We start from the raw sequence: 23,216 nt of genomic DNA, 5'->3' as shown, positions 1-23,216 counted from the left end.
ACTTGTGCTGATATTATGCATAATTATGCCGCTTAGAATTATTATTTATTTTCGTGTAGCAGGTTGGAAATTGGTTTGTAAATAAGCATAGTTACTACAACGTGAAGTGCAAGTTTAATAATATTAAACGGTAGCAGTGCTGGAATAATAAGAGCCACAACCTGTGAAACAGTCATGTGAGCATAAAGTGGCGTAATAACAAGATTTCCAGCTATTGCAAGAGCAATAGCAATAATTGATCCTGCCAAAAGTCCGATTATTGCGCCTTTTCTGGTATGCATTTTTTTGTAAATCAATGCCGCTGTGACGCTAGCTCCTAAAGATACTAGCACTGCCATAACTGTGCCTAGTGGATTGGTAAATAAGTGCGGTGCGAAACCTAGTATGCTTACTATTGCTGCAGCTGCAGGACCATATGCGAATCCTGCAACTAGGCATACTATTCCTGAAGGATCATATTTTAAATACGACAAGTCTGGAATAAGTGGAAATTCTATGAAACTTACAGCCATTGAAAGTGCCACGAATAGAGCGTATTTTGCTATTTTTTCGCTAGACCAGTTAGAGTTCTTTGCATAAGTTTGGTGATTATTTGTATTAGAAATGCCCATGATGGGTCTCCGTTTCTTTCATCCGGACTGTAACCGTTGGCTTCGGAATTTAACCGAATCAGCAGCTTGTAAGCCGCTCGCGGGCTTCAAAAACGCATGAAATACGTATTTTGTTACCGCCAGTAAGGATTTTCACCTTCCCTGAAACTAACTATTCTTTTGTATCTCATGCTAAGAACATTGTTGTGATAATTGTGTGGCGAGGGTAGGTGCGAGAATACAAGTATGAGCAATACGAGTGCATCAAAAAAAATTACTACTAATAACGCAACTAGCATTGATAAATTAGCTATTGTTGTTGTCACTTATAAGCGTCAAGAGCTTTTGGAGAATTTATTCCATTCGTTTGAATGTTTAAAAGAATGCCCTTGGCGTATTGTCGTTGTTGACAATGAGTGCAGTGACAAAACCGGCGAAATGGTTGCTCGTCTTGAAGCTTCTTTAACTAATCGTTGGGGTAAAGCTCAAAAAGATTGTGAAGGCAATGAACTTCATGTTGTGTATGCTCCTCAAGATGAAAATCTTGGTGGTGCTGGCGGTTTTAGTGCTGGTGTTAAAAAAGCTTATGAACTTGGAGCTAAGTGGTTCTGGGTTATGGATGACGATGTTGAAACAGTGCCTGAATCTATTGAGCGTCTTGCTCCTTGGACTAAGCGTCATGCTGTTGTTCAAGGAAGTCGTTTAGATTATGACGGTGGTAAATTCTACTGGCAGTACGATTTTTTGGTTCCGCTTGGTATTCCAAATCCTATTGCGCCTGCTGCTTTCGGCAGAGCTGGATACAAAGTTATGAATACGATGTGTTTTGAGGGCGGTTTGATTCGTCGAGATATAGTTGAAAAAATCGGCTTCCCGGATTCGCGCTACTTTATTTACTGGGATGATACTACTTACGGGTATCTTGCGAGTAAGGTTACGAATCCTATTGTTGTTCCGGATATTATTCTTCGTCGCACTCGTGATATTCCTAATTGGGATATTGCAGGAGTGCGTCAGCTAAATTCAACATCGGACATGAATCGTTATCATATTATGCGAAATAGAGGCTTTATGGCTCGCTACTTTATGGTTCATGGCGATTTTCGTCCGTTTATGTTTGCGCTTGGAACTGCTTTAACAGCTGCTAAAGAGCTTATTCGTTTGATAGCTGTCGATCGTGAGCATATTATTTCGGGTATTGGTAAATTGTTTACCGGTTGGATTGATTCTCGAAAAATTTTGCACGATCAAGACTGGAAACCTATGCCTTCGTTGAAGTAGAAGTTAGTAAACAGTAAGCGTGTCGTATCAAATATACGATAGAATACTGGTAATTGTCCATACAGCACACATTCAGAGGGGAGTGTTAGTGAAATGATTGACACTGCACAAGCATTTGGCGTCGATATTGGTGGATCCGGTATTAAGGCTGCTCCAGTAAATTTGGAAAAGGGAGAGTTCGCAGAACCTCGATACAAAATTCTCACTCCTGCGGTTTCTACGCCTCAAGCAGTTGCAGATATTGTTCGTCAGCAGCTTGAACATTTTGAAGTACCTGCAGATGTTCCTGTTGGAATTGCATTCCCTGCTCCAATTAAGCCTGGTAAGAAGCTCGATTTTATGGCAAATCTTGACCAGTCTTGGATTGGTGTTGATGTTACTGAAGTCTTTAGCGAGGCTTGTGGTCGTCCTGTAACAGTAGTTAACGATGCCGATGCTGCTGGTTTAGCTGAGCAGCGTTTTGGTGCGGCGAAAGACAAGGATGGCTTGGTTATTGCTACTACTCTTGGCACTGGTATCGGCACGGCTTTGATTTACAACGGTGTGCTTATTCCAAACACTGAGCTTGGTCATATTCAGCTTGAAAAAGGTAAGGGCGATGCTGAAAAGTACGCTGCTTCTTCTGTTCGTGAAAAGTTGGATATGGGCTATAAGAAGTGGGCTAAGCGTTTGACTAAGTACTACGGCCTGATGGAAAAGTATTTCAACCCAGATTTGTTTGTTGTCGGTGGCGGTGTTAGCCGCGTAAGCGAAAAGTTCTTGCCGCATATCGATATTAAAACTCCTATTGTTGTTGCAACATTGCATAATGAGGCTGGAATTATTGGTGCAGCTTACTATGCAATGCAAAAGATGCAGCAAAACTAAAAAATAACTAAATATTATTTGTTATCTATTGAGCTGGGTGAGCAGTTTATGCTGCAGCCCAGCTTTTGTTATGCCAAGTGTTAGGGTAGTTTCGTGCGATTTTCTTCTAGAGTAGATGTGAGTGAGCCAAATCCTATTATTTTAGCTCAGCGAAAAGCTATTTTTAATGGTGTAAAGCTTACTAAATTAAACGATTCCAATCCAACGTCTCACGGCTTAGCGCCTAAATGTTTAAGTGGACGTTACACGGCAGACCCTAGGGGTCCTAAGGAAATTCGCGATATTCTTTCAAACTTTATCAATAAGCGAGATAACCGCACTGAAAAGTCTGTTCCATCAAAGCTTAATCCAGATCAGCTTTATGTGCTTTCTTCAACTTCTCAAGCTTACGCATGGCTTATGATGCTTTTATGTGATGCAGGGGATGCCGTTATGGGACCGACTCCTGGATATCCTCTTATAGAGTCTATTGCGCGCTTGCAATGCGTGAATGCAATACCGTATCCTTTGCACTATGATGGTTCTTGGACTATTGATATTGCGCGTGTTAGAGAACTTTTAGAAGATGTGTCTTTGCGTATTAAAGCTCTTGTGCTTATTAATCCAAATAATCCTACAGGCTCATATGTCAAGCCTGAAGAACGTGAAATGCTATTGCAATTATGTCGTGATAATGGTGTTGCGATTATTGCAGACGAAGTATTTTATGAATATTCGCTTGAACCTTTTGCTGGAAATGCTCGTCTTGCTGGAGAATCTTCTACTTTAGTTTTTGCGCTTGATGGATTCTCCAAAATGCTTGCTGCTCCTCACGCAAAAGTTGGTTGGATTGAAGTTTCAGGTCTTAAAGATGATGTTTATGAAGCACAAAAAAGGCTTGACGTTATAGCGGATGATTTTTTGCCTATTGGTAATACTGTTTCTGAGCGAATACCAGAATTATTGCAATATGCATCTTCTCAAAACGTTATTGTACGAAATCGTATTATTAATAATCTGCATACGCTTCGAGAAACGTTGGCATCCACGCCTAAATGCTGTGTTAGCGCGTTGCGTGCGGAGGGCGGATGGAATATTTTATTGCGTGTACCATCTTGCATTGACGATGATGTATTAGCTTTGAGATTGATGAAAGATTATAATTTAGTTTCTCAACCTGGATATTATTTCGATATGCCAGTTAATGGGTATTTAGCATTGTCATTATTGCCAGAGCCGCAACAGTTTATTAGCGGATTGCATGCGCTTCTTCGAACTGTAGATGCATTGTTAGAAGAATAGTAATTATATAAATAATTATTTAAAACAATGTCATCCAACTTCTAAACGCGAACCATAAGTTTGGGTTAAAACGAAGCGTGCTGTCTTCACGTCCTGTAACAAACCAACTGAGTACAGCGATAGCAATAGAAGCAAATAGCAATACTGCTACAAGTAAGCGTATTGTGTAAGCAATAGTTTTTTTATGTAAAGAATTTTCTGATTGCAAAGTGGATGCATATTCTAAAAGCAAGCTAATTCCAATTGCGGCAGCTATAGCAAAAGACCACGCAAAATCAGCAATATATCTCCATCCGATACCAGCTTTTAAGCTGTCAAAAACAATAAGAACAAGCCCAACTATTATAGCTATTACGCTTGTTTGCCAAGCAATATGCGTGCGGCAGCGTTTTTTCATAATAAATACGCATATTATGCCAACTAATGCCAATGGTGAAAGTGTAAACATTCCGCCAATCATAGGCTCTGCATATTGCCAACGGTCAAATGCAATAGGCTGAATACCAATCCAAGGAAAAGTTGGAATAAAACGTAAAGGTAGCGCAATATAGCTGAAAATAGACGGCAAAATATTTTGTGACGGCAAACGCATAGTCGTCATGTCAGTAATAGTTATTTGATACTCATTGCCAAAATTTAACGGTGAGCCAAAGCGCAAAAGATTATAAATGCCAAATGGAATTGCAGTAATTACGCATGGCAGTATCCAAGCTGCAAAATATTTAAAAGGCTTATGCCATGAAGAAACTTTTTTCCAGTTGCGCAAAATATTTGGTAAATCTTTTTCTATATGCGAATAAATTGCAGGAAGTGCAAAAAGAACGGCTATAGAAAAAGTAGGTCTACATCCTAAATTTAATGCAATAAAGAAAGAACCTAAAACAATATTTAGCAAAGAGTGTGTTTTATTAAAACCTAGGTAGCACCACAATCCAAGAGATGTGAAGAAAAGTGAGGCTGCCATAGGTACGGAATAAAATGACGTTCTAAACCACAAATACACTGTATTTGAAGTAATGAAGAATAAAGCAAGAACAATGGATGTCGTTCCTAAAGATACTTTTTTTGAAGTCTGCTCAATAATTCGAATAACCAATAGGGAGCCTGCGATAAGAAAACCAATTAAGAATATTATCGTAGCTACTGTTGTTGGAAGCATAGAGCCTTCAGGAGTCCATAGTCTTGAAATAATGCGATAAGGCAAAAATAGCAATATTGCTGGAAGAACTCCGAAGTAGGAATACCAGTGACCTTTGTAGTATGCGTAATCCCAATACATATGTTGTACTGAGTGGTTTAACAAATTATTTCTAGCCGTAGGGTCGTAAGGATTTTGCAAGTGTTCTAACTCATTAGGAACAGGAAGATTTAAATGCACTTGACCTTTTAACAATGCGTCTGCAGTGTGGGCATATTGATCAAAATCATATGCATAATTACCGTTTGTGTAAAAATGCATAGGAGTTGCGTTTCGTAAATTCCAAAAAATAGTTATTAACCCAACAGCAATAAATGGAAGAAGAGAAGCAGCAAAGCAGCAACGTTGAATAAGACTATGAGTGTTGAGTTTAATTTTCCAAAGCTTGGACCAAGGATTCCAAAGCGTAACAAGAAATGCAAAAATAGCAAGTATTAATACGCGACCCCATGACCACCTAAAAGGCACTCGAACGTTTGCTCTTGAGTCTTCAATATTTAATATTGATCCTATTGGATGTTGCAGCCACACTCTAACAATGCAAGATTTTCCTACTGCTTGTTTTGGAAGTTTAAGCAAAGATGGGTTTAGAGAAGCAGTGTTTGTGCTTTGAGGTTTGCTTAAGTATTTGTTTGCTTCAACTAAAACATTGATGTTTGAAATAAGATTATTATTTTTGCTTTTCTTTTTAATAATCGCAGGCTCTAAGCGAATATAAGGCGAACTTCCATCGGATGTTACTTCTAAATATGCTTCTGAAGGATCCGTTATAAGAATGCCGCCGGAAGCTAAGCGTCTAATTCCAGAACCTATATCGTTGTGTGCAGAAATGCTATCTGTGCTTCCTGTAACACTGCTCCAAAATGGCAGATTTCCAATAGAACATTCAAATAAGGTTATAAGAATTATTACGATGAATGGTATTCGCAAAAAATGTAGCGTACGTTTTATGCAATGTTTGTCAATTTGATTGCTTATACGACTGTTGTCACTATTTGCCGTATTTGGCAAAGTCTTAGACGCGTACGTTGAAATCACTGCTTAACCATTCTATTGCACAATTCAAGTAATTCAGTTCAACATTTTACTCTTCGGCAACTAAATCGAGATATTCGTCATTCCACAAGTCTTCGTCGCCATCAGGCATGAGTAGCACTCGCTCAGGTTGTAAGGCTTGAACTGCACCCTCATCGTGTGTAACAAGAACAATTGCTCCCTCATACTTTGCAATAGCTTTAAGTATTTCATCTCGAGATGCTGGGTCTAAGTTGTTAGTAGGTTCGTCTAGTAGTAGCACATTGGCCTTGGAAGTGACTAGTGTTGCAAGTGCTAGACGCGTTTTTTCGCCACCTGAAAGCACTCTTGCAGGCTTCATTGCGTCGTCGCCGGAAAACAGGAAGCTGCCAAGCATAGAACGTGCTTGCGTGTCATCCAGGTTTGGTGCAACATGCTGAAGGTTTTCCAAAACTGTAGAATCCAAGTCTAATGTATCGTGTTCCTGTGCAAAATAACCGATTTTGCATCCGTGTCCGTATTGAACTTCACCAGTATCTGCTGTTTCTTCTCCTGCCAAAATGCGTAATGTTGTTGTTTTTCCAGCACCGTTATAGCCTAGAATGACAACGCGTGAACCTTTGTCTATAGCAAGATTAATTCCAGCGAAAACAATATTAGAACCATACGCTTTGGAAATATCTTTTGCCATAATTGGAGTTTTTCCGCATGCAGCTGGTTCTGGAAAACGAATATCTGCAACTTTTTCTTGTTTTTGAGCTTCACTTGTTTCGCTTAATAGGCGTTCAGCTCTTCGCATCATGTTTTGAGCAGCAACTGCTTTTGTAGCTTTAGCATGCAAGCGAATGCCTTGTTTCATAAGGCGTTCAGCTTTCTTTTCTGCAACTTCTCGTTCGCGACGACGTCTTTCTTCGTCTACTACGCGCTGATGCAAGTATGCTTTCCAACCCATTGAGTACATGTCTATTTTTGCAAGTTGCGCATCTAAATGCCATACTTTGTTGACTACTTCGTCTAGTAATTCTGTGGAGTGAGAAATTACTAGGAATCCGCCTTCAAATCGTTTAAGATAATTGCGCAACCATATTATTGAGTCTGCGTCTAAGTGGTTTGTAGGCTCATCGAGAATTAATGTATCTGCGTCAGAAAACAGAATTCTAGCAAGTTCTATGCGGCGACGTTGACCACCTGAAAGTGTTCCTAAAGCTTGTTGCATAACTTCTTGTGGAAGTCCCAAGCTTGTTGCCATCGATATTGCTTCAGATTGCACTGAATAACCGCCTGCTTTTTCAAAATCTTGCATTGCTTTGTCGTAGCGGTTCATAGCTTTAGTCATTATGTCTGGATCTGGATCTGTCATTTCTTTTTCCGCTTTGCGAATACGCGAAACGATAGAAGCAATATCTCGAGCACTCATAATGCGATCTATAACACTTTGCTCTGGGTCTGCTGCGTGCGTGTCTTGAGGTAAGTAGCCTAAACCTCCACTAACTCTAACCGAGCCTCCTGCTGGCAGCATGTCTCCTGTAATAACGCGAGTAAGCGTAGTTTTGCCTGCGCCGTTTCTGCCGACTAAACCGATCTTATCTCCCTTTGTGACGTGAAAATCGGTAGGATTTAACAGCGTTCGCGCACCAATCTGAATGGTTAAAGCTTGTGCGTCAATAGGCATAATGTCTGTTCCGTTCCCCAAAATTTAGGCTGTTAGTATTTATTACTTATAAAAGTCATAACCAAACTCACCATTATACTGCTTACTGGTAACGAATACAGCATGTGGTTGATAGTCAAATACTTTACTTTTTCGAACACTTGTTCTATAATTTTCTTGTTAGTAATAAAATTGGGTATTGGTTGGGAATATTCAAGTGATTATGGGGAAGTGTGGAGGTAATTGTGTCAAAACAGGCGAATGAACAAAATGACTCGTTGCAAGAATTGCTTGATAATGCTCCTATGAGCGCTAACAACGGTACTTTTATAGCTGATTTATCTAGTATTCCTTCTGAATGGAAAATAACTATCCAGGGTGCTAGAGAGCATAATCTAAAAAATGTAAGTTTATCGATTCCTAGGAATCGTATGGTTGTTTTTACTGGTCTTTCTGGATCTGGTAAGTCCTCGCTTGCGTTTGATACGCTTTTTGCAGAAGGTCAGCGACGCTATGTTGAGTCGCTTAGTGCTTATGCTCGCCAATTTTTAGGACGTATGGATAAGCCTGATGTTGATTTTATTGAGGGCCTAAGTCCTGCTGTTTCTATTGATCAAAAAACTACGAATCGTAATCCTCGTTCTACTGTTGGAACTATTACAGAAATATATGATTATTTGCGATTATTGTTTGCTAGGATTGGTGTGCCTCACTGTCCTGAATGTGGTCAAATAGTAAGCTCTCAAACTCCTCAGCAAATGACTGATTCGTTGCTTGCTATGCCAGAACGTACGAGGTTACAAATTCTTGCTCCAGTAGTTCGTGGTCGTAAAGGAGAATTTAAAGACACGCTTGAGCTTTTGCGCTCAGATGGTTATGCTCGTGCGATTATTGACGGACAAATGCATGAGCTTTCTGAAGATATTACTCTTACTAAACAGAAGAAACATACAATTGAAGTAGTAGTAGATCGTTTAGTTATTAAAGATGGCATTCGTGTTCGATTAACTGATTCGATTGAAACAGCATTAAAACTATCTAAGGGAGTAGTAATTGCTGATTTTGTTGACGAACCAGAAGACTCACAAACGCGTCGTAAATCATTTTCGGAGCATCGCGCATGCCCAAATAATCATCAATTAGAGCTTGATGAGATTGAGCCTAGAACATTTTCATTCAATGCTCCTTATGGTGCTTGCTCTGAATGTTCTGGCATTGGATACAATCTCGAAATTGATCCTGAACTTGTTATCCCAGACCCAGACAAATCTCTTGCGCAGGGAGCTATTGAGCCGTGGGCAATGAATAAGTCAGCTGGAATGTATTATCAGCACATACTTTCAGGACTTGCTAAAGATTTGCATTTTGATATGAATACTCCGTGGAAGGATCTAGCGGAAGACGTTAAACATGACATCATGTATGGTCATGATTTCACAGTTCAAGTTTCCTACACAAATAGGTGGGGGCGTCAGCGTGAATATTCTACTGGCTTTGAAGGTGTAGTTCGTACGCTTATGCGCAAACATGACGAAACTGATTCTGATCAAATGCGTCAATATTATGAGTCGTATATGCGTGAAGTTCCATGCCAAAAATGTAATGGAAAGCGTTTACGTCCAGAAGTTCTTGCAGTTACAGTATCTAATACTTCCATAGCTGAAGTTTGCGATATGCCAGTAGAGCGAAGTCTAGCATGGGTAAATGCTTTGCATTTGGATGGTTCTCAAGCAGTAATTGCAACAGAAATATTAAAAGAGATTCGTGCTCGACTTGGTTTTTTGAACGATGTGGGTTTAAGCTATCTCACTCTTTCAAGAGCTGCAAAAACTTTGTCTGGTGGAGAGGCTCAACGTATTCGTTTAGCTACTCAAATTGGATCAGGTTTAGTTGGTGTTATGTACGTGCTTGATGAGCCGTCTATTGGATTGCATCAAAGAGATAATGAGCGTTTGATTGCAACATTGCATCATCTGCGAAATCTTGGTAATACGCTTATTGTTGTCGAGCATGATGAAGATACTATTCGTCAGTCCGATTGGCTTGTTGATATTGGTCCAGAAGCTGGCGAGCATGGAGGAGAAGTAGTATATTCAGGTCCGTCTGATGGAATTATTAAAGCTCAGCGTTCAATTACTGGAGATTATATTGCTCACAGACGCTCAATAGATGTGCCAAAACAACGTCGTAGTGTAGACGAAAATCGTATGCTCCATATAATTAATGCCCATGAGCATAATTTAAAAAATATTGATGTAAGCATACCTTTGGGAGTATTCACATGCATAACGGGTGTATCTGGATCTGGTAAATCAACACTTATAAACTCAATTTTATATCCTGTTCTTGCAGACAAACTAAATGGTGCTCGAATTGTTCCAGGAAAGCACAAACGTATTGATGGTATTGAGCTTTGTGACAAAGTAGTGCATGTCGATCAGAATCCTATAGGAAGAACTCCTCGTTCTAATCCAGCAACTTACACTGGTGTTTGGGATAAAATACGTTCATTGTTTGCTCAGACTCCAGAAGCAAAAGTTCGTGGCTATGGTCCTGGTCGCTTCTCGTTTAATGTTAAAGGAGGCAGATGTGAAGCATGTCATGGCGACGGTACTTTAAAAATAGAAATGAACTTTTTGCCTGACGTATACGTAGAGTGTGAAGTTTGTCATGGTAAACGTTATAACCGTGAAACTTTGGAAGTTACATATAACGGAAAGTCTGTTGCAGATGTTCTTAATATGCCTATTTGTGAAGCTGCAATATTTTTCAAAGCATATCCTTCTATTTCTCGATATTTAGATACTTTAGTAAAAGTTGGCTTGGGCTATATTCGTCTTGGTCAAAGCGCAACAACGCTTTCTGGCGGTGAGTCTCAACGAGTAAAGCTTGCTACAGAGCTGCAGAGAAGATCTACTGGTAAAACAGTTTATATTCTTGATGAACCTACTACTGGACTGCATTTTGAAGATGTTAGGAAACTTCTAGCGGTTTTGCAATCTCTTGTAGATAAAGGCAACAGTGTTATTGTAATTGAACATAATCTTGATGTTGTGAAATCTGCAGATTGGATTATTGATTTAGGTCCAGAAGGAGGAGATAAAGGCGGAACCTTAGTTGCAGAAGGTAGTCCTGAGAGCGTAGCGCGTAATGGCGAGAGTTGGACAGGTAAATTCCTTAAGCAAATGTTACATTAAGCGTTCAAAAAAGTTACCGATCTGTAATTTGCTGAACTGAGAAATTTACTCGACAAATCTTATGAATAGTTGCATAAATCTTGTTTAGGAAAGGAGGTGAAAATGAAAGATAATGATCTTAATAAAAATTCTTATAAAGCATATGATTTGCAAGAAGAAAATAGGATGAGAGATAGTGAAAAATGGCGTAAAACGCAAGCAATAATAGATGAACAGTTTTCGAAAGATTCATCATTTGATGATGAAAGAGTAAATGCATTAGGAGCTCCATTGCTTGGTGATACCCGTGATTTATTCCGTCCAGCTTCTCGTGATATTCCAGCGCAACCTGGAGTATACAAGTGGCGTGATGGCGAGGGGCGAGTTATTTACGTTGGAAAAGCAAAAAATTTACGCAATCGTTTAGCGAATTATTTTCAACCTCTTTACCAACTTCATCCTAGAACTCAATCTATGGTTCTTACAGCTCGCAGTTTGGAATGGACTGTTGTAAGCACTGAATTTGAGGCTCTTACACTTGAATATACTTGGATTAAAGCTTTTAATCCTAGGTTTAATGTAGTTTTTCGTGACGATAAAACATATCCTTATGTTGCAGTTTCGCTAGAGGAAACTTTTCCAAGAGTATGGATTACTAGAAATCGTAGTGCGCGGCATGCTAGATATTTTGGTCCGTATGCAAAAGTGTGGCCTCTTCGTCATAGTTTAGATTCTTTACTTAAAACTTTTCCTATTCGCACATGCTCATCCTCTGTTTTTAGCAAAGCTCATAGGACTGGTAGACCTTGCTTATTTGCTTCGATTGGTAAATGTTCAGCTCCTTGTATAGGAAACATAGATCCTAGCGAACATCGCAAGATGGTAGAACATGTAGTTGGCATACTTACAGGCAGTGTTGGAGAGTCTTATATTTCACAAATTAAGAATGAGATGAAAGAAGCAAGTGAAGAGCTAGAATTTGAGCGTGCAGCTAAATTGCGTGACGAAATTGCTGTTTTGAACACTATTTTGCAACAAAATGCAGTTGTGTTTGACAATGATGTAGAAGCAGATGTTTTTGGATTCTGCGGAGATGAGCTTGAAGCGTCAATTCATGTATTTTTTGTCAGAGCTGGAATGATTCGTGGAGAGAAAAATTGGTCGGTAGAACGAAATGAGCATATCAGTGACAGTGATCTTATAGCTGATTTATTAACTCGCGTATACGCAGAATATGAGCAAAATTACACACAAAACCATGAAGATACTATTAGCATTAAGAAAGTTCGCGACGCTGTTAGCTCTACGCAGCAAGCTACTGCAACTGATGTAATATTGCGAGCGCAAGCTACTAAAACTCGTCGTGAACGTCAAGAGAGAACAGGTCGTGAGGATTTACTTGCTCCTATTTCGCCTGTTCCTCGTGAGATTATAGTTCCAATTAAAATTTCTGATGAACGTAAGCAAGAGCTTGAATTGTGGCTTAGCAATATTCGTGGTTCTCAAGTAAGTATTAGAGTTGCAGAGCGCGGAGAAAAACGTGCTCTTATGGATCGTGCAAACGATAATGCTAGTCAGGAATTGAAACGAATAAAATCTAGCCGTATTAACAGCATAGATATGAGAACAGAAGCTATGAACGAAATAGCAAAAGCGCTTGGAATGAGTAAATCTCCTTTGCGAATTGAATGTTATGATATTTCAAATACAGTTGATGGCAGTTATCAAGTTGCTTCTATGGTTGTTTTTGAAGATGGTGTTGCTCGTCCTAGTGAGTACCGTCATTTTGCGGTTCGAGGTGAACATGGTGATGGTAAAATAGATGATTTAAGTGCTGTTTATGAAACATTATTGCGAAGGTTTAAGCATAAAGATGTTTATGCAGAAAATAGGCTTGATGCATCAGATTCATCAGATACATCAGATACATCTGACTCATCTGATATTAATATTTGCGATGCTAACAGTATTTCTAATAAGCATTTTTCAGGTAATTCATTGACTAGTGCGCGGCATTTTGCTTATAAACCTCAATTAATTATTGTCGATGGAGGAAAAGAACAAGCAAAAGCTGCTAAAAGAGCTATGAGAGATGCTGGCGTAAGTGATATTACTGTTTGTGGTTTAGCTAAGAAGCTTGAAGAAGTGTGGCTTCCTGACGAAGATTATCCAATCATTTTTAAGAGAAGCTCAGAAGGATTGTATTTATTGCAGCGTGCTAGAGACGAGTCTCATCGTTTTGCTATTTCGTATCATCGTAAATTGCGAAGAAAAGGTTCATTGCATTCTACTTTTGATGCAATTCCTGGAATTGGAGCAGTGTATCGCAAGCGTTTGCTTGCATCTTTTGGTTCAATAAAATCTTTGAAAAATGCTTCATTAGAAGATTTGCAAAAAGTACCTGGAATTGGCGAGAATAAAGCAAAAGCTATATACAGTGCTTTGCGTAAAAATAATGATAAATAGCTTTTGAATTACTATGAGTCTTACTATGAGTCGTAACTCGTCAGCATAAGGCACTAGCCTAAGAAGTATGTCTCAGGAAATTGAAATTGGTTTGGGCAAAAAAGCCCGAGTTGCATATTCGCTTGACGATATTGCTATTGTTCCTTCGCGCCGCTCGCGTGATCCTCAAGCTGTATCTACTTCATGGCAAGTAGATGCTTACACGTTTGATATCCCAATTATTGCTGCTCCGATGGATTCTGTTACTAGCCCGGATACTGCGATTGCAATTGGTCAAATGGGTGGTCTTGGAGTTCTTGATCTAGAAGGTTTATGGACTCGATATGAGAATCCAGAACCTTTGTTAAAAGAAATAGCTGAGATGCCGTCAAATATTGCAACCCGCCGCATTCAGGAGATTTATACTGAGCCAATCAAACCAGAATTGATTGCAAAGCGTTTGCATACAATCAGAGATGCTGGAGTGACAGTAGCAGGAGCTCTTTCTCCACAACGCACGCAAGAATTATATAACACTGTGCTAGAAGCTGGTGTTGATTTATTTGTGATTCGCGGAACAGCAGTATCTGCGGAACATGTTTCTAAAGATCATGAACCTCTTGATTTAAAGAAGTTTATTTACGATCTCGATGTCCCTGTTATTGTTGGAGGTTGCGCGGATTATACTTCTGCTCTTCATTTGATGAGAACTGGAGCTGCAGGTATTTTAGTCGGATTTGGCGGCGGAGCAGTATCCGCAACAATGAATACTTTAGGTGTGCAAGCACCTATGGCTACTGCCATTGCGGATGTTGCTGAAGCTCGTAGGGATTATATGGATGAATCCGGCGGTCGTTACGTGCAAATTATTGCTGATGGAGGAATGGGTAATTCCGGCAGCTTTATTAAGGCTCTTGCAGTTGGAGCTGATGCAGTTATGCTTGGTACTCCATTAGCTCGCGCAACTGAGGCTCCTGGTCATGGCACTCATTGGGGTGCTGAGGCTCGCCATTCATCACTTCCTCGTGGCATGCGCTCAAATGTTGGCACTGTGGCTCCGTTAGAAAATATTCTTTTCGGTCCAAGTCATGAAGCAGATGGTACTACAAACTTTGTTGGTGCATTGCGCAGAACAATGGCTTCTACAGGTTATGTTGATGTTAAGAGCTTCCAGCGTTGCAACGTAGTATTTAACCCATTCCATCAGGATATTCGTTAGTGTTATAAGTATGATGCTTATTGCATAAAATATGGCGGTTCAGTAATTTGCTCTGAGCCGCCATTTTTGTTTTCAAAATTGTTATATCTATATGAACATTCTATTGATTTATGCATAAATATGATTTTTTAGCTATATTTGCTATTCTTTTAAACCGTAATGTGTATAATTCAACACGCATAAAATCGTTTATTTTCAATAAAAACGACGAATATTTTGTAATTTATCCACATTTTTATTAATTACGCAGTTAGAGAAAAATTACGTTGTAAGCTTTTATCTAAACTCGTTTAGTTTGTAGAAATATAAGCTTAACAAGTTTTAAATAACAACAGTTTTAAATAATTGTTAAAACAGGAGAGAAACATGAAGATAGATTTTGCTGATGCCTATGGCATGGAAGATAACGATTACAGTGATGATGAGCTGAAAGATAAGTCCTCAAAGACTAAGAAAAACAATGACGAGGATCCTCCACATGTTTTCTGTAGACCTCGTATTAGCTTGCCTGTATATGAGGGTGAAGTTAGTGTTGGTTTTTCGCGTGAATGCTTGAAATACCATGTTGGAATGTGTTATTTCGACAGTAGAGATGAGCAGGCTTTTGTTAATTTAGCTTTAAAAACTTGTCAAATTGCTTGCATAGCTGCAGATATTTCGAGAGGTAGGCCTATTTCTCCAGCTATGTCGCAGCTTTTAACAAAAAGTTGTATTACTAAATTAACTAACATGTGGAAACTGATGGATGAGTATTTCACTGATAATAACGATTCGGAAACTCGCTCTGCTGTGCGTAGTTTTCCTGCAGTTCCGAGTTTGTTTAATGGAATGTTAGTCAGCCCGAATCATTTTGAAGGTGTTGTGCGCATTTGTGCAGGACCTGTGAAATACTGGGCGTCGTTATCTTTGGAATTGAAAAATAATCGTTGGATTTGCACGTATGCAGATCTAGGATAAAATCGTCGCTTATAGTAGGTAGCTGAAATAAGACATCTATGATAATGCGTTTGAAGACTTATGTACATATATTCAAATAAATATGAGCCCCTTATTGCTTGATTTGCTGATTTTTCAACAATTTTAGCAATAAAGGGGTTCACTTTTGTAAGATTAAACATTCTACCTTGCACGACTTGTAGAATCTAAGTTTTTTCCCAGTGTTTGTTTGTAAATGACAATATTAAGTATTATTTTTTGTACTTCGTGCAGTCGTGTCGATTCTGTTATCAAGTACAATAAATAATATGCTCCGAGAATTTGCTGTAGAAGCCATTCACCCAACTCAAGACGGTGATACCATTTATTCCTTACTCGCCAATCGTGCTATGCGTAGCCCACAAGACTTGGTTGCTCAATGGCAAGACGATGAAACTCGTCGTTGGCATGATGTTACTTCATCTGAAATGCTCGCGAAAGTTCGTGCAGTAGCTCGAGGCTTAATAGCACTCGGAGTTCAGCATGGCTCCAAAGTTGTTATTTACTCTGCTACATGTTATGAGTGGGGTATTGTCGATTTTGCTTGTGCATGTATTGGTGCTGTAAGCGTTCCTATTTATGAAACAGATTCAGCATTGCAGGCAGCTGACATTATCGATGAAGTTAAGCCAGTTATTGCTTTTGCTGGAGACGATGCGCATGCTCAATGCTTAGAGCGTGTTCGTCAGGATCATAAACATATAACTTTGAAAACCGTATTTAATTTCAAAGCTGGTGGCTTGGAAGCAGTTGTTGATTTTGGTAGATCTATTACTGAGGATGAGCTTAATAAAGCTGTTGATGTTGTTAAGGCAGATGATTTAGCTACTATTGTTTACACCTCTGGCTCGACTGGTAGACCTAAAGGCGCAATGCTTTCAAATCGTAATTTTACGCATATTGTTTTTGCTGGTTACGATGTTCTTAACGATATGTTATGCAAACCAAATCGTTTGCTTTTATTCCTTCCATTGGCGCATTGTTTTGCTCGGTACATTCAATATGTTGCTATTGGTGCTCACGGTGTTATTGGATATGTGCCTAATGCTAAGCATCTTTTGGCTGATTTGCGTAGTTTTAAGCCTACGTATTTACTTGGCGTGCCTAGAGTTTTTGAAAAAGTTTATAATGCTGCGTCACAAAAAGCTGGTGCTGGCATAAAGGGTCGTATCTTTGCTAAAGCTGTAAAGCATTTCATTCAATGGTCTCGCGACAATGTTGAAGGTAAAACTCATTCTCTTGCTGCACGCATGAATCATGCGATGTACATGAAAACAGTTGGTTCTTCTATTCGTTCAGCTTTAGGTCCTAATCTTTCATGGTTAGCTTGCGGTGGAGCTCCAATGGATGCTGATTTGGCTCATTTCTTTAATGGTCTTGATGGTATTACTTTTATTCAAGGGTATGGAATGACTGAAACTGCCGCTCCTTGTGTAGTTAATTTTGAGCATGCAAATCAAGTTGGATCTGTAGGTCGACCTGGTCCTGGTATAGCTATCCGTCTTGCTGACGACGATGAAGTGCTTATTAAAGGTCCTAACGTATTTATGGGATATTTCAATAAGCCTGAGCTTACTGCAGAAGTTATTGACGAAGATGGATGGTTGCATTCAGGCGATCTTGGCTCAATAGATGATGAAGGATTCTTGTCTATTACTGGTCGCAAAAAAGATATTATTATTACTGCCGGTGGCAAGAATATAAGTCCTGCTCCTATGGAAGGTATTATTGCTCAATGCCCATTAGTTTCTCATGCTGTAGTAGTGGGCGATGGTAAGCCATTTGTTTCTGCTTTAATTGAGCTTGATCCAGATATGGTTCGTTCTTGGCTAAAGAATAAGGGTATGGATGTTAACCTTACTATGAGTGAGATTGCTACTAACGAAGCAGTGCGTTCAGTAATTCAGCAATTTATTGACCAAGCTAATAGTACTGTTTCTCGCGCTGAGTCTGTTCGTAAGTTTGTTATTTTGCAAGATGAATTTACTCAAGATGCTGGAACCTTGACTCCAAGTATGAAGATTGTTCGTCCGAAGATTCTTGCTCGCTATGCTGATATTATCGAAACGCAATTGTATGCTCCAAAGCCTAATACTCGTCCTTTGCCAGCAACTGTAAAGATTCTCGATAAAACTACTGAGACTGTTAAGCAAGCACAGGAGACTGTTAAGCAAGCACAGGAAGCTGTAACTCCTCGAGTACGTCAAGCTATCGATCAAGCTGCGAATCATTTGAAGCGTTTTGGTGAAGAATCTTCATCAGATTCCTCTTCGACATCGCATAGTGATCATAATGAACATGTCGAGTAAAAAGCTTACATATTTGTAGTTGTTTTTTCGTTATTCCTACTTACATAAAAGAAAGAGTAATCGAGTGTCTATTAGAAAAATTCGTATTGTTCCGGATCCCGTATTGCGAACTCCTTGTGATGAGATTCGTGAAATTACGCCAGCTGTGAAACATTTAGTTGATGATTTATTGGAAACGGTAAATGATCCAGGTAGAGCTGGATTGTCTGCTAATCAGATTGGTGTAAGTTTTAGAGCTTTTTCTTACAATATAAATGGTCGAATTGGCTATATTCTAAATCCAGTAATTGAAGAGCTAAAAGGTGAACAGTACGACGACGAGGGTTGCCTTTCTGTTCCGGGATTATGGTACAAAACTAGGCGTGCAAATTATGCTAGAGCTCGTGGAATTGATTTAGATGGTAAGACTGTAGTGCTTGAAGGTGAAGGTCTTATGGCTAGAATGATTCAGCATGAGTGTGATCATTTAGATGGTCATATTTATTTGGATAGGCTTGAAAAGGATGTGCGCCGTCAAGCGTTGCGTGAGTTGCGCAATAATATGCGTAGCTAAGTTTTAGTTTTTATGCGTTATGTGTAAATAATTTTTTAAAAGTTATCGGCATTTTTGTTGCTTTTATAGCTACAAGGATGCCGATTTTTGGTATTGAGTATCTGATATAATCACTCTCTGCGTGTCCATTTTGAGCATGAGTATTGCCGCGTTATATGATTGCTCGCTTTTTATTGTCTACACGGATTCGCAAATACGCGCCATGTACGCGTCCGTTCGTGTCGGTCGGCTTGGATTTAGGCATGTGTCAGCCAAGTTGCATGCGAACAGACATGGCCAGGAAATAACCGACAAGAAAGGTATATAGATATGGCACAGATTACCATGAGCGAAATGCTGAAGGCTGGTTTGCACTTCGGTCATCAGACTCGTCGCTGGAACCCAAAGATGAAGCAGTTCATTCTTACCCAGCGCAATGGTATTCATATCATCAATTTGTTCAAGTCTCTCGACATGATCGACAAGGCTTATGACTTCATCAAGCAGACTGTTGCTCACAACGGCACTGTTCTCTTCGTGGGCACTAAGAAGCAGGCTCAGGAAGCTGTACAGAATCAGGCAACTCGCGTAAACATGCCTTATGTTTGCGAGCGTTGGCTTGGCGGTATGTTGACCAATTTCCAGACTGTTTCTACTCGCGTAAAGCGCTTGAAGGAACTTGAGGAAATGGACTTCAGCGATGTTCGTGGATCCGGCTTGACTAAGAAGGAACTTTTGCTTCTCGAGCGCGAGAAGGACAAGCTTTCCAAGCAGCTCGGTGGTATTCGCAACATGAACCGCACTCCATCCGCCATGTTCGTTGTTGATATTAACAAGGAAGCTTTGGCTGTTGAAGAAGCCCATAAGCTCGGTATTCCAGTTGTGGCAATTGTTGATACCAACACTGATCCTGAGGCTGTTGAGTATCCAATTCCTGCTAACGACGATGCTATTCGTGGCATTGAGTTATTGACCAGCTTGATGGCTGATGCTGTAGCTGAAGGCTTGCTTGAGCATGCCGGTAAGGGCGCTAAGTCTGAAGGTAATGATGCTCAGCCAATGGCAGCTTGGGAGAAGGAATTGCTCACCAAGGAAGGCGAAGCTGAAGCTAAGCCTGCCAAGGAAGAAAATACTGAGGCAAACGCCTGATAAGCTAATTTGCAACCAGATTCTTATCTAGAAGCTGCAAAATCCAATTGATTTTGCTTTTTGCAGCTTTTAAGAATCATATTGATACGAGGAGAACAAAATGGCAGCAATTACTGCAGCGTTGATTAAGCAGGTGCGTGAAGAAACCGGCGCCGGCATGATGGACGTTAAAAAGGCTCTTACTGAAGCTGAAGGCGACGTTGCCCGCGCTAAGGAAATCATCCGCGCTAAGGGTATTCAGGCAGCTGGTAAGCGTGAAGGTCGTAAGGCTCAGGAAGGTACCATCGCTTCTAAGGTTGTTAAGTCTGCTGAAGGCGAAACTGGTTACGCAGTTGAGTTGAATTCTGAAACTGACTTTGTGGCAAAGACACCAAAGTTTGTGGAATTCTCAAACACTGTTCTTGACCATGCTGTTGAAGCTAATGCTTCTACTGCTGAAGAAGTACTTGCAGCACCAGCTGATGGCGCAACTGTTAAGGAATCTGTTGAAGAAGCAGCAGCTTTGTTTAGCGAGCACGTCAAGGTTGGTCAGGTTGCTAAGGTAAGCGGTCCACACGTTGAGATTTATGCTCACAAGAAGTCTGTGGAATTGCCTCCAAGCATCGTTTCCATGATTGCTACTGACGAGGCTGGTGCAAAGGTTGCTCACGAAGCTGCTTTGCAGATTTCCGCTATGGGTGCGCAGTGGCTTCGCCGCGAAGATGTTCCAGAAGAAGTTTTGGAATCTGAGCGTCGCGTTGCAACCGAGAAGTCCTTGGCTGAAGGCAAGCCAGAGAAGATTGTTCCAAAGATTGTTGAAGGACGTATGAACGCTTTCTTCAAGGAAACTGTACTTCTCGAGCAGGCATACGTTAAGGATCCATCCAAGAGCGTTGGTGACTTGTTCAAGGAAGTTGGCGGCACCGCTCTTGCCTTTGCTCGCGTTGAGGTTGGCAAAGGTGCTGCTGAATAAGCACTAATTATATAAGAATTTATTTTTGTTCTTGTATATAGGGTTGCGTGCACAAGTTGTGCGCAACCCATTTTTTATATTCATTTTCCAGCTTAACGTGCGTTTTGAGTGTCGTTATTGATAGATAAACTGACAAAGATATACCTCATTCGCCGTTATGACTGGAGGAATCTGTATGGCTATTGCACAAACGGATGAAGGAAAGTCCCGTAGGGTTTTATTAAAGCTTTCTGGAGAAGCATTCGGTGGTGGCGCTGTTGGTATTGATACTAATGTTATTCGTAGGATTGCTGGCGAAATAGTAGCTGCAGTGAATCAAGGCGTTCAGGTTGCTATTGTTGTCGGCGGCGGTAACTTCTTTAGGGGAGCAGAACTGCAGCAAGCAGGTATTGATCGTAGCCGTGGCGATTATATGGGTATGTTGGGCACTGTAATGAACTGCTTGGCTCTTCAGGATTTTCTTGAGCAAGCGGGGCAAGCAACTCGCGTACAAACTGCTATTACAATGGGTCAGGTTGCAGAACCTTATATTCCGTTGAAAGCAATTCGTCACCTTGAAAAGGGTCGTGTGGTTATTTTTGGTGCTGGTGCCGGAATGCCATATTTTTCTACTGATACTGTTTCTATTCAACGTTCATTGGAAATTCATTGCGATGAAGTTCTTATGGGCAAGAATGGTGTGGATGGCGTATATAGTGCTGATCCTCGTAAAGATTCTACTGCTCGTAAGTTCCTAACATTAAACTACAATCGCGCTATCGTTGATGGTTTAGCTGTTATGGATGCGTCTGCGCTTTCTATGGCTCGCGATAATAATCAAAAAATTCGTGTGTTTGGTCTTGAGGGCGAAGGTAACGTAACTAGTGCTCTTGTTGGAGAATCTATTGGCACATTAGTGTCTAATGCAGAGCCAACATTTGCTTAAATATTATAAAGGAGAACACATGTCAGCAATAATTGATCAAGCCCGTGAACAGATGAATAAGTCTGTTGAAGCTACTAAAGAGAATTTTATGGGTATTCGCACCGGTCGTGCTAATCCTGCTTTGCTAAACGGAATTATGGTTGATTATTATGGTGCTCCAACTCCAATTAAAGCTGTTGCATCTATTGGTGTTCCAGAGCCTAGAACTCTTTCAGTTACGCCTTTTGACGCTTCTCAAGCGAATGCTGTTGAAAAGGCTATTCGCGATTCTGATTTAGGTGTAAGCCCTAATCGTGATGGCAATGTTATTCGTGTTACTATGCCAGAGCTCACGGAAGAGCGTCGCAAGGAATACGTCAAGCTTGCTAAGAATAAAGCAGAAGAAGGCAAAGTTGCAGTTCGCAATATTCGTCGCAAAGCTAAGGAATCTATTGACAAGTCTGTTAAAGATGGTGAACTTGGCGAAGATGAAGGCGATCGTTTACAAAAAGAGCTTGATAAAGTAACTAAGCAAGTTACTGATTCTTTAGACGTTTTGCTTGAAGGTAAGCAAAAAGAAATTATGGAAGTCTGAGATTTTTGTAGTTTCAAACTGAATGGGTGCCGTATGAGTCAAATAAAACAGCATAATTTTGCCAATGAAGTCAGTAAAGCAAATGCTGAAAAAGCTGCATTAGAAGTAGGATTGTCTTCTGACAAAGCAGATACTGCTACACATGGCACCCATGAAACTTTAAGTGATATTAATCGTCGCACGGGCAGGAATATGCCTCAAGCAATTGCTACTGCCGCAATACTAGTTGTAGCAATTGTTTCTTGCTTAATTATTAGCATTGATGTCTTTATAGTGCTTATGGCCATTTTTATGGTTCTGGCATTGTGGGAATTACATGTTGATTTTGCAACTCTCGGTTTGCGTATTCCTTTCGTAACGTTATCAATATGTTCGCTTGTAACTATTTTTTCAACATACTATGCAAAATGGCATGCTGTTGCTATGGCTAGTGGAATTACTGCATCTTTGCTTCTTACAGTAATTTGTGCGACTCTTAGCAGTACTATTTCAGATAGAACGATGCAAGCTGTAGAAAAAAAGCTCGATGGTTCTAACCGCTCATCATACGAACATACTTTATTTACGAATACGTCTGTTTCGCTATTCGTGGTGTTGTACATTCCACTTTTAGCTTCTTGCATTGTATTAGCTCTTACAAATACAAAATACGCAGTTGCTCACGCTATGCTTTTGGTATTTTTACCTGCATTAAGTGACACTGGCGGATTATTTGCTGGTGCATGGTTGGGCAAACATAAGCTTTCTCCGCGAATCTCTCCTAAGAAGTCTGTAGAAGGCTTAATAGGCTCAATGCTTTTTGCAATTATAGGAGCATATGCAATTATTGCAGGTTTTTATGGTTCCTCTTGGTTCAATTTCTGGTGGATGCCATTAGTCATGGGTATTTCTTCTGGAATCATTGGCACATTCGGTGACTTGTGTGCTTCTATGCTTAAAAGAGATATTGGTATTAAAGACATGGGGCATTTGCTAAAAGGTCATGGTGGTGTTCTTGACCGAGTAGATTCTATTTTGCTGTGCGGTCCTGTGCTGCTTGTGCTTTTGCAACTTGCTCATTTCTGAATTTATCTGTCGC

Annotated in this window: 17 protein-coding genes and 1 riboswitch; of the genes, 14 read left to right on the top strand and 3 right to left on the bottom strand. The window is 40.1% G+C overall.

The features are described 5' to 3' along the window. Positions 1 to 41: 41 nt before the first annotated feature. Positions 42 to 611 (bottom strand): ECF transporter S component, encoded by a 570-nt coding sequence (locus DOD25_RS02995; protein ID WP_004574293.1) that lies wholly within the window; start codon positions 609 to 611, stop codon positions 42 to 44. A gap of 6 nt (positions 612 to 617) precedes the next feature. After that, a riboswitch (FMN riboswitch) is annotated at positions 618 to 764 on the bottom strand. Between the two features lie 72 nt (positions 765 to 836). Between DOD25_RS02995 and DOD25_RS02990 the strand changes: the two genes are divergently transcribed. The 3 genes from DOD25_RS02990 to DOD25_RS02980 all read left to right on the top strand — a co-directional run bounded on the left by DOD25_RS02990 (position 837) and on the right by DOD25_RS02980 (position 4,019). Continuing rightward, entirely contained in the window at positions 837 to 1,871 is a 1,035-nt protein-coding gene (locus DOD25_RS02990; RefSeq protein ID WP_004106577.1) for a glycosyltransferase family 2 protein, read from the top strand. Positions 1,872 to 1,964: 93 nt separating this feature from the next. Beyond that, the gene (ppgK, locus tag DOD25_RS02985; protein ID WP_004108876.1) at positions 1,965 to 2,738 is read left to right on the top strand and encodes a polyphosphate--glucose phosphotransferase; all 774 of its coding nucleotides are present in this window, start codon (positions 1,965 to 1,967) and stop codon (positions 2,736 to 2,738) included. A 93-nt stretch (positions 2,739 to 2,831) separates the two neighbouring features. Next, a complete protein-coding gene (locus tag DOD25_RS02980) occupies positions 2,832 to 4,019 on the top strand; it encodes a pyridoxal phosphate-dependent aminotransferase (protein ID WP_112928656.1) in 1,188 nt (395 codons plus the stop codon). 19 nt (positions 4,020 to 4,038) lie between these two features. Here the strand turns inward: DOD25_RS02980 and DOD25_RS02975 are convergent, their stop codons facing one another. Next, positions 4,039 to 6,255, bottom strand: coding sequence for a beta-carotene 15,15'-monooxygenase (locus DOD25_RS02975; protein ID WP_112928655.1), 2,217 nt, complete (start codon positions 6,253 to 6,255; stop codon positions 4,039 to 4,041). Positions 6,256 to 6,301: 46 nt separating this feature from the next. Continuing rightward, on the bottom strand, positions 6,302 to 7,903 hold the full coding sequence (locus DOD25_RS02970; protein WP_012914200.1) for an ABC-F family ATP-binding cassette domain-containing protein: 1,602 nt from the start codon (positions 7,901 to 7,903) through the stop codon (positions 6,302 to 6,304). 284 nt (positions 7,904 to 8,187) lie between these two features. Between DOD25_RS02970 and uvrA the strand changes: the two genes are divergently transcribed. The 11 genes from uvrA to DOD25_RS02915 all read left to right on the top strand — a co-directional run bounded on the left by uvrA (position 8,188) and on the right by DOD25_RS02915 (position 23,203). Next, positions 8,188 to 11,079 carry an excinuclease ABC subunit UvrA gene (gene uvrA / locus DOD25_RS02965; RefSeq protein ID WP_223293644.1) on the top strand — a complete coding sequence of 964 codons (2,892 nt, stop codon included), beginning with the start codon at positions 8,188 to 8,190 and terminating at the stop codon, positions 11,077 to 11,079. Between the two features lie 102 nt (positions 11,080 to 11,181). Next, positions 11,182 to 13,524, top strand: a complete 2,343-nt coding sequence (gene uvrC, locus DOD25_RS02960) for an excinuclease ABC subunit UvrC (protein WP_004106589.1) — start codon at positions 11,182 to 11,184, stop codon at positions 13,522 to 13,524. Between the two features lie 67 nt (positions 13,525 to 13,591). Then, positions 13,592 to 14,722 carry a GuaB3 family IMP dehydrogenase-related protein gene (locus DOD25_RS02955; protein WP_004106592.1) on the top strand — a complete coding sequence of 377 codons (1,131 nt, stop codon included), beginning with the start codon at positions 13,592 to 13,594 and terminating at the stop codon, positions 14,720 to 14,722. A 366-nt stretch (positions 14,723 to 15,088) separates the two neighbouring features. Continuing rightward, positions 15,089 to 15,679 carry a hypothetical protein gene (locus DOD25_RS02950; protein ID WP_004106594.1) on the top strand — a complete coding sequence of 197 codons (591 nt, stop codon included), beginning with the start codon at positions 15,089 to 15,091 and terminating at the stop codon, positions 15,677 to 15,679. Between the two features lie 287 nt (positions 15,680 to 15,966). Continuing rightward, positions 15,967 to 18,006: an AMP-dependent synthetase/ligase gene (locus DOD25_RS02945; protein WP_004106596.1), complete on the top strand. Its 2,040-nt coding sequence runs from the start codon at positions 15,967 to 15,969 to the stop codon at positions 18,004 to 18,006. Between the two features lie 64 nt (positions 18,007 to 18,070). Further along, entirely contained in the window at positions 18,071 to 18,559 is a 489-nt protein-coding gene (locus tag DOD25_RS02940; RefSeq protein WP_004106598.1) for a peptide deformylase, read from the top strand. A 309-nt stretch (positions 18,560 to 18,868) separates the two neighbouring features. Further along, positions 18,869 to 19,687: a 30S ribosomal protein S2 gene (rpsB, locus tag DOD25_RS02935; RefSeq protein WP_032842488.1), complete on the top strand. Its 819-nt coding sequence runs from the start codon at positions 18,869 to 18,871 to the stop codon at positions 19,685 to 19,687. Between the two features lie 100 nt (positions 19,688 to 19,787). Next, positions 19,788 to 20,639 (top strand): translation elongation factor Ts, encoded by an 852-nt coding sequence (gene tsf / locus DOD25_RS02930; RefSeq protein WP_112928653.1) that lies wholly within the window; start codon positions 19,788 to 19,790, stop codon positions 20,637 to 20,639. A 175-nt stretch (positions 20,640 to 20,814) separates the two neighbouring features. Then, positions 20,815 to 21,564: a UMP kinase gene (pyrH, locus tag DOD25_RS02925; protein ID WP_004106602.1), complete on the top strand. Its 750-nt coding sequence runs from the start codon at positions 20,815 to 20,817 to the stop codon at positions 21,562 to 21,564. 19 nt (positions 21,565 to 21,583) lie between these two features. Continuing rightward, the gene (frr, locus tag DOD25_RS02920; protein ID WP_004106603.1) at positions 21,584 to 22,138 is read left to right on the top strand and encodes a ribosome recycling factor; all 555 of its coding nucleotides are present in this window, start codon (positions 21,584 to 21,586) and stop codon (positions 22,136 to 22,138) included. Between the two features lie 33 nt (positions 22,139 to 22,171). Continuing rightward, positions 22,172 to 23,203 carry a phosphatidate cytidylyltransferase gene (locus DOD25_RS02915; RefSeq protein WP_004106605.1) on the top strand — a complete coding sequence of 344 codons (1,032 nt, stop codon included), beginning with the start codon at positions 22,172 to 22,174 and terminating at the stop codon, positions 23,201 to 23,203. Positions 23,204 to 23,216 lie beyond the last annotated feature (13 nt).

The sequence above is a fragment of the Gardnerella leopoldii genome (assembly GCF_003293675.1).
In the GTDB taxonomy this organism is placed as follows: Bacteria; Actinomycetota; Actinomycetes; order Actinomycetales; family Bifidobacteriaceae; genus Bifidobacterium; species Bifidobacterium leopoldii.
Note: the sequence above shows the minus strand (reverse complement) of the source record. Positions and strands in the feature narration are given on the sequence as shown.

Bases quoted from the DNA above. Each gene is read 5' to 3' on its own strand.
- DOD25_RS02970 (WP_012914200.1), bottom strand. From the start codon at position 7,903: ATGCCTATTGACGCACAAGCTTTAACCATTCAGATTGGTGCGCGAACG.
- tsf (WP_112928653.1), top strand. From the start codon at position 19,788: ATGGCAGCAATTACTGCAGCGTTGATTAAGCAGGTGCGTGAAGAAACC.
- frr (WP_004106603.1), top strand. From the start codon at position 21,584: ATGTCAGCAATAATTGATCAAGCCCGTGAACAGATGAATAAGTCTGTT.
- DOD25_RS02990 (WP_004106577.1), top strand. From the start codon at position 837: ATGAGCAATACGAGTGCATCAAAAAAAATTACTACTAATAACGCAACT.
- pyrH (WP_004106602.1), top strand. From the start codon at position 20,815: ATGGCTATTGCACAAACGGATGAAGGAAAGTCCCGTAGGGTTTTATTA.
- DOD25_RS02915 (WP_004106605.1), top strand. From the start codon at position 22,172: ATGAGTCAAATAAAACAGCATAATTTTGCCAATGAAGTCAGTAAAGCA.
- uvrC (WP_004106589.1), top strand. From the start codon at position 11,182: ATGAAAGATAATGATCTTAATAAAAATTCTTATAAAGCATATGATTTG.
- ppgK (WP_004108876.1), top strand. From the start codon at position 1,965: ATGATTGACACTGCACAAGCATTTGGCGTCGATATTGGTGGATCCGGT.
- uvrA (WP_223293644.1), top strand. From the start codon at position 8,188: ATGAGCGCTAACAACGGTACTTTTATAGCTGATTTATCTAGTATTCCT.
- DOD25_RS02995 (WP_004574293.1), bottom strand. From the start codon at position 611: ATGGGCATTTCTAATACAAATAATCACCAAACTTATGCAAAGAACTCT.
- DOD25_RS02945 (WP_004106596.1), top strand. From the start codon at position 15,967: ATGCTCCGAGAATTTGCTGTAGAAGCCATTCACCCAACTCAAGACGGT.
- DOD25_RS02950 (WP_004106594.1), top strand. From the start codon at position 15,089: ATGAAGATAGATTTTGCTGATGCCTATGGCATGGAAGATAACGATTAC.
- rpsB (WP_032842488.1), top strand. From the start codon at position 18,869: ATGGCACAGATTACCATGAGCGAAATGCTGAAGGCTGGTTTGCACTTC.
- DOD25_RS02955 (WP_004106592.1), top strand. From the start codon at position 13,592: ATGTCTCAGGAAATTGAAATTGGTTTGGGCAAAAAAGCCCGAGTTGCA.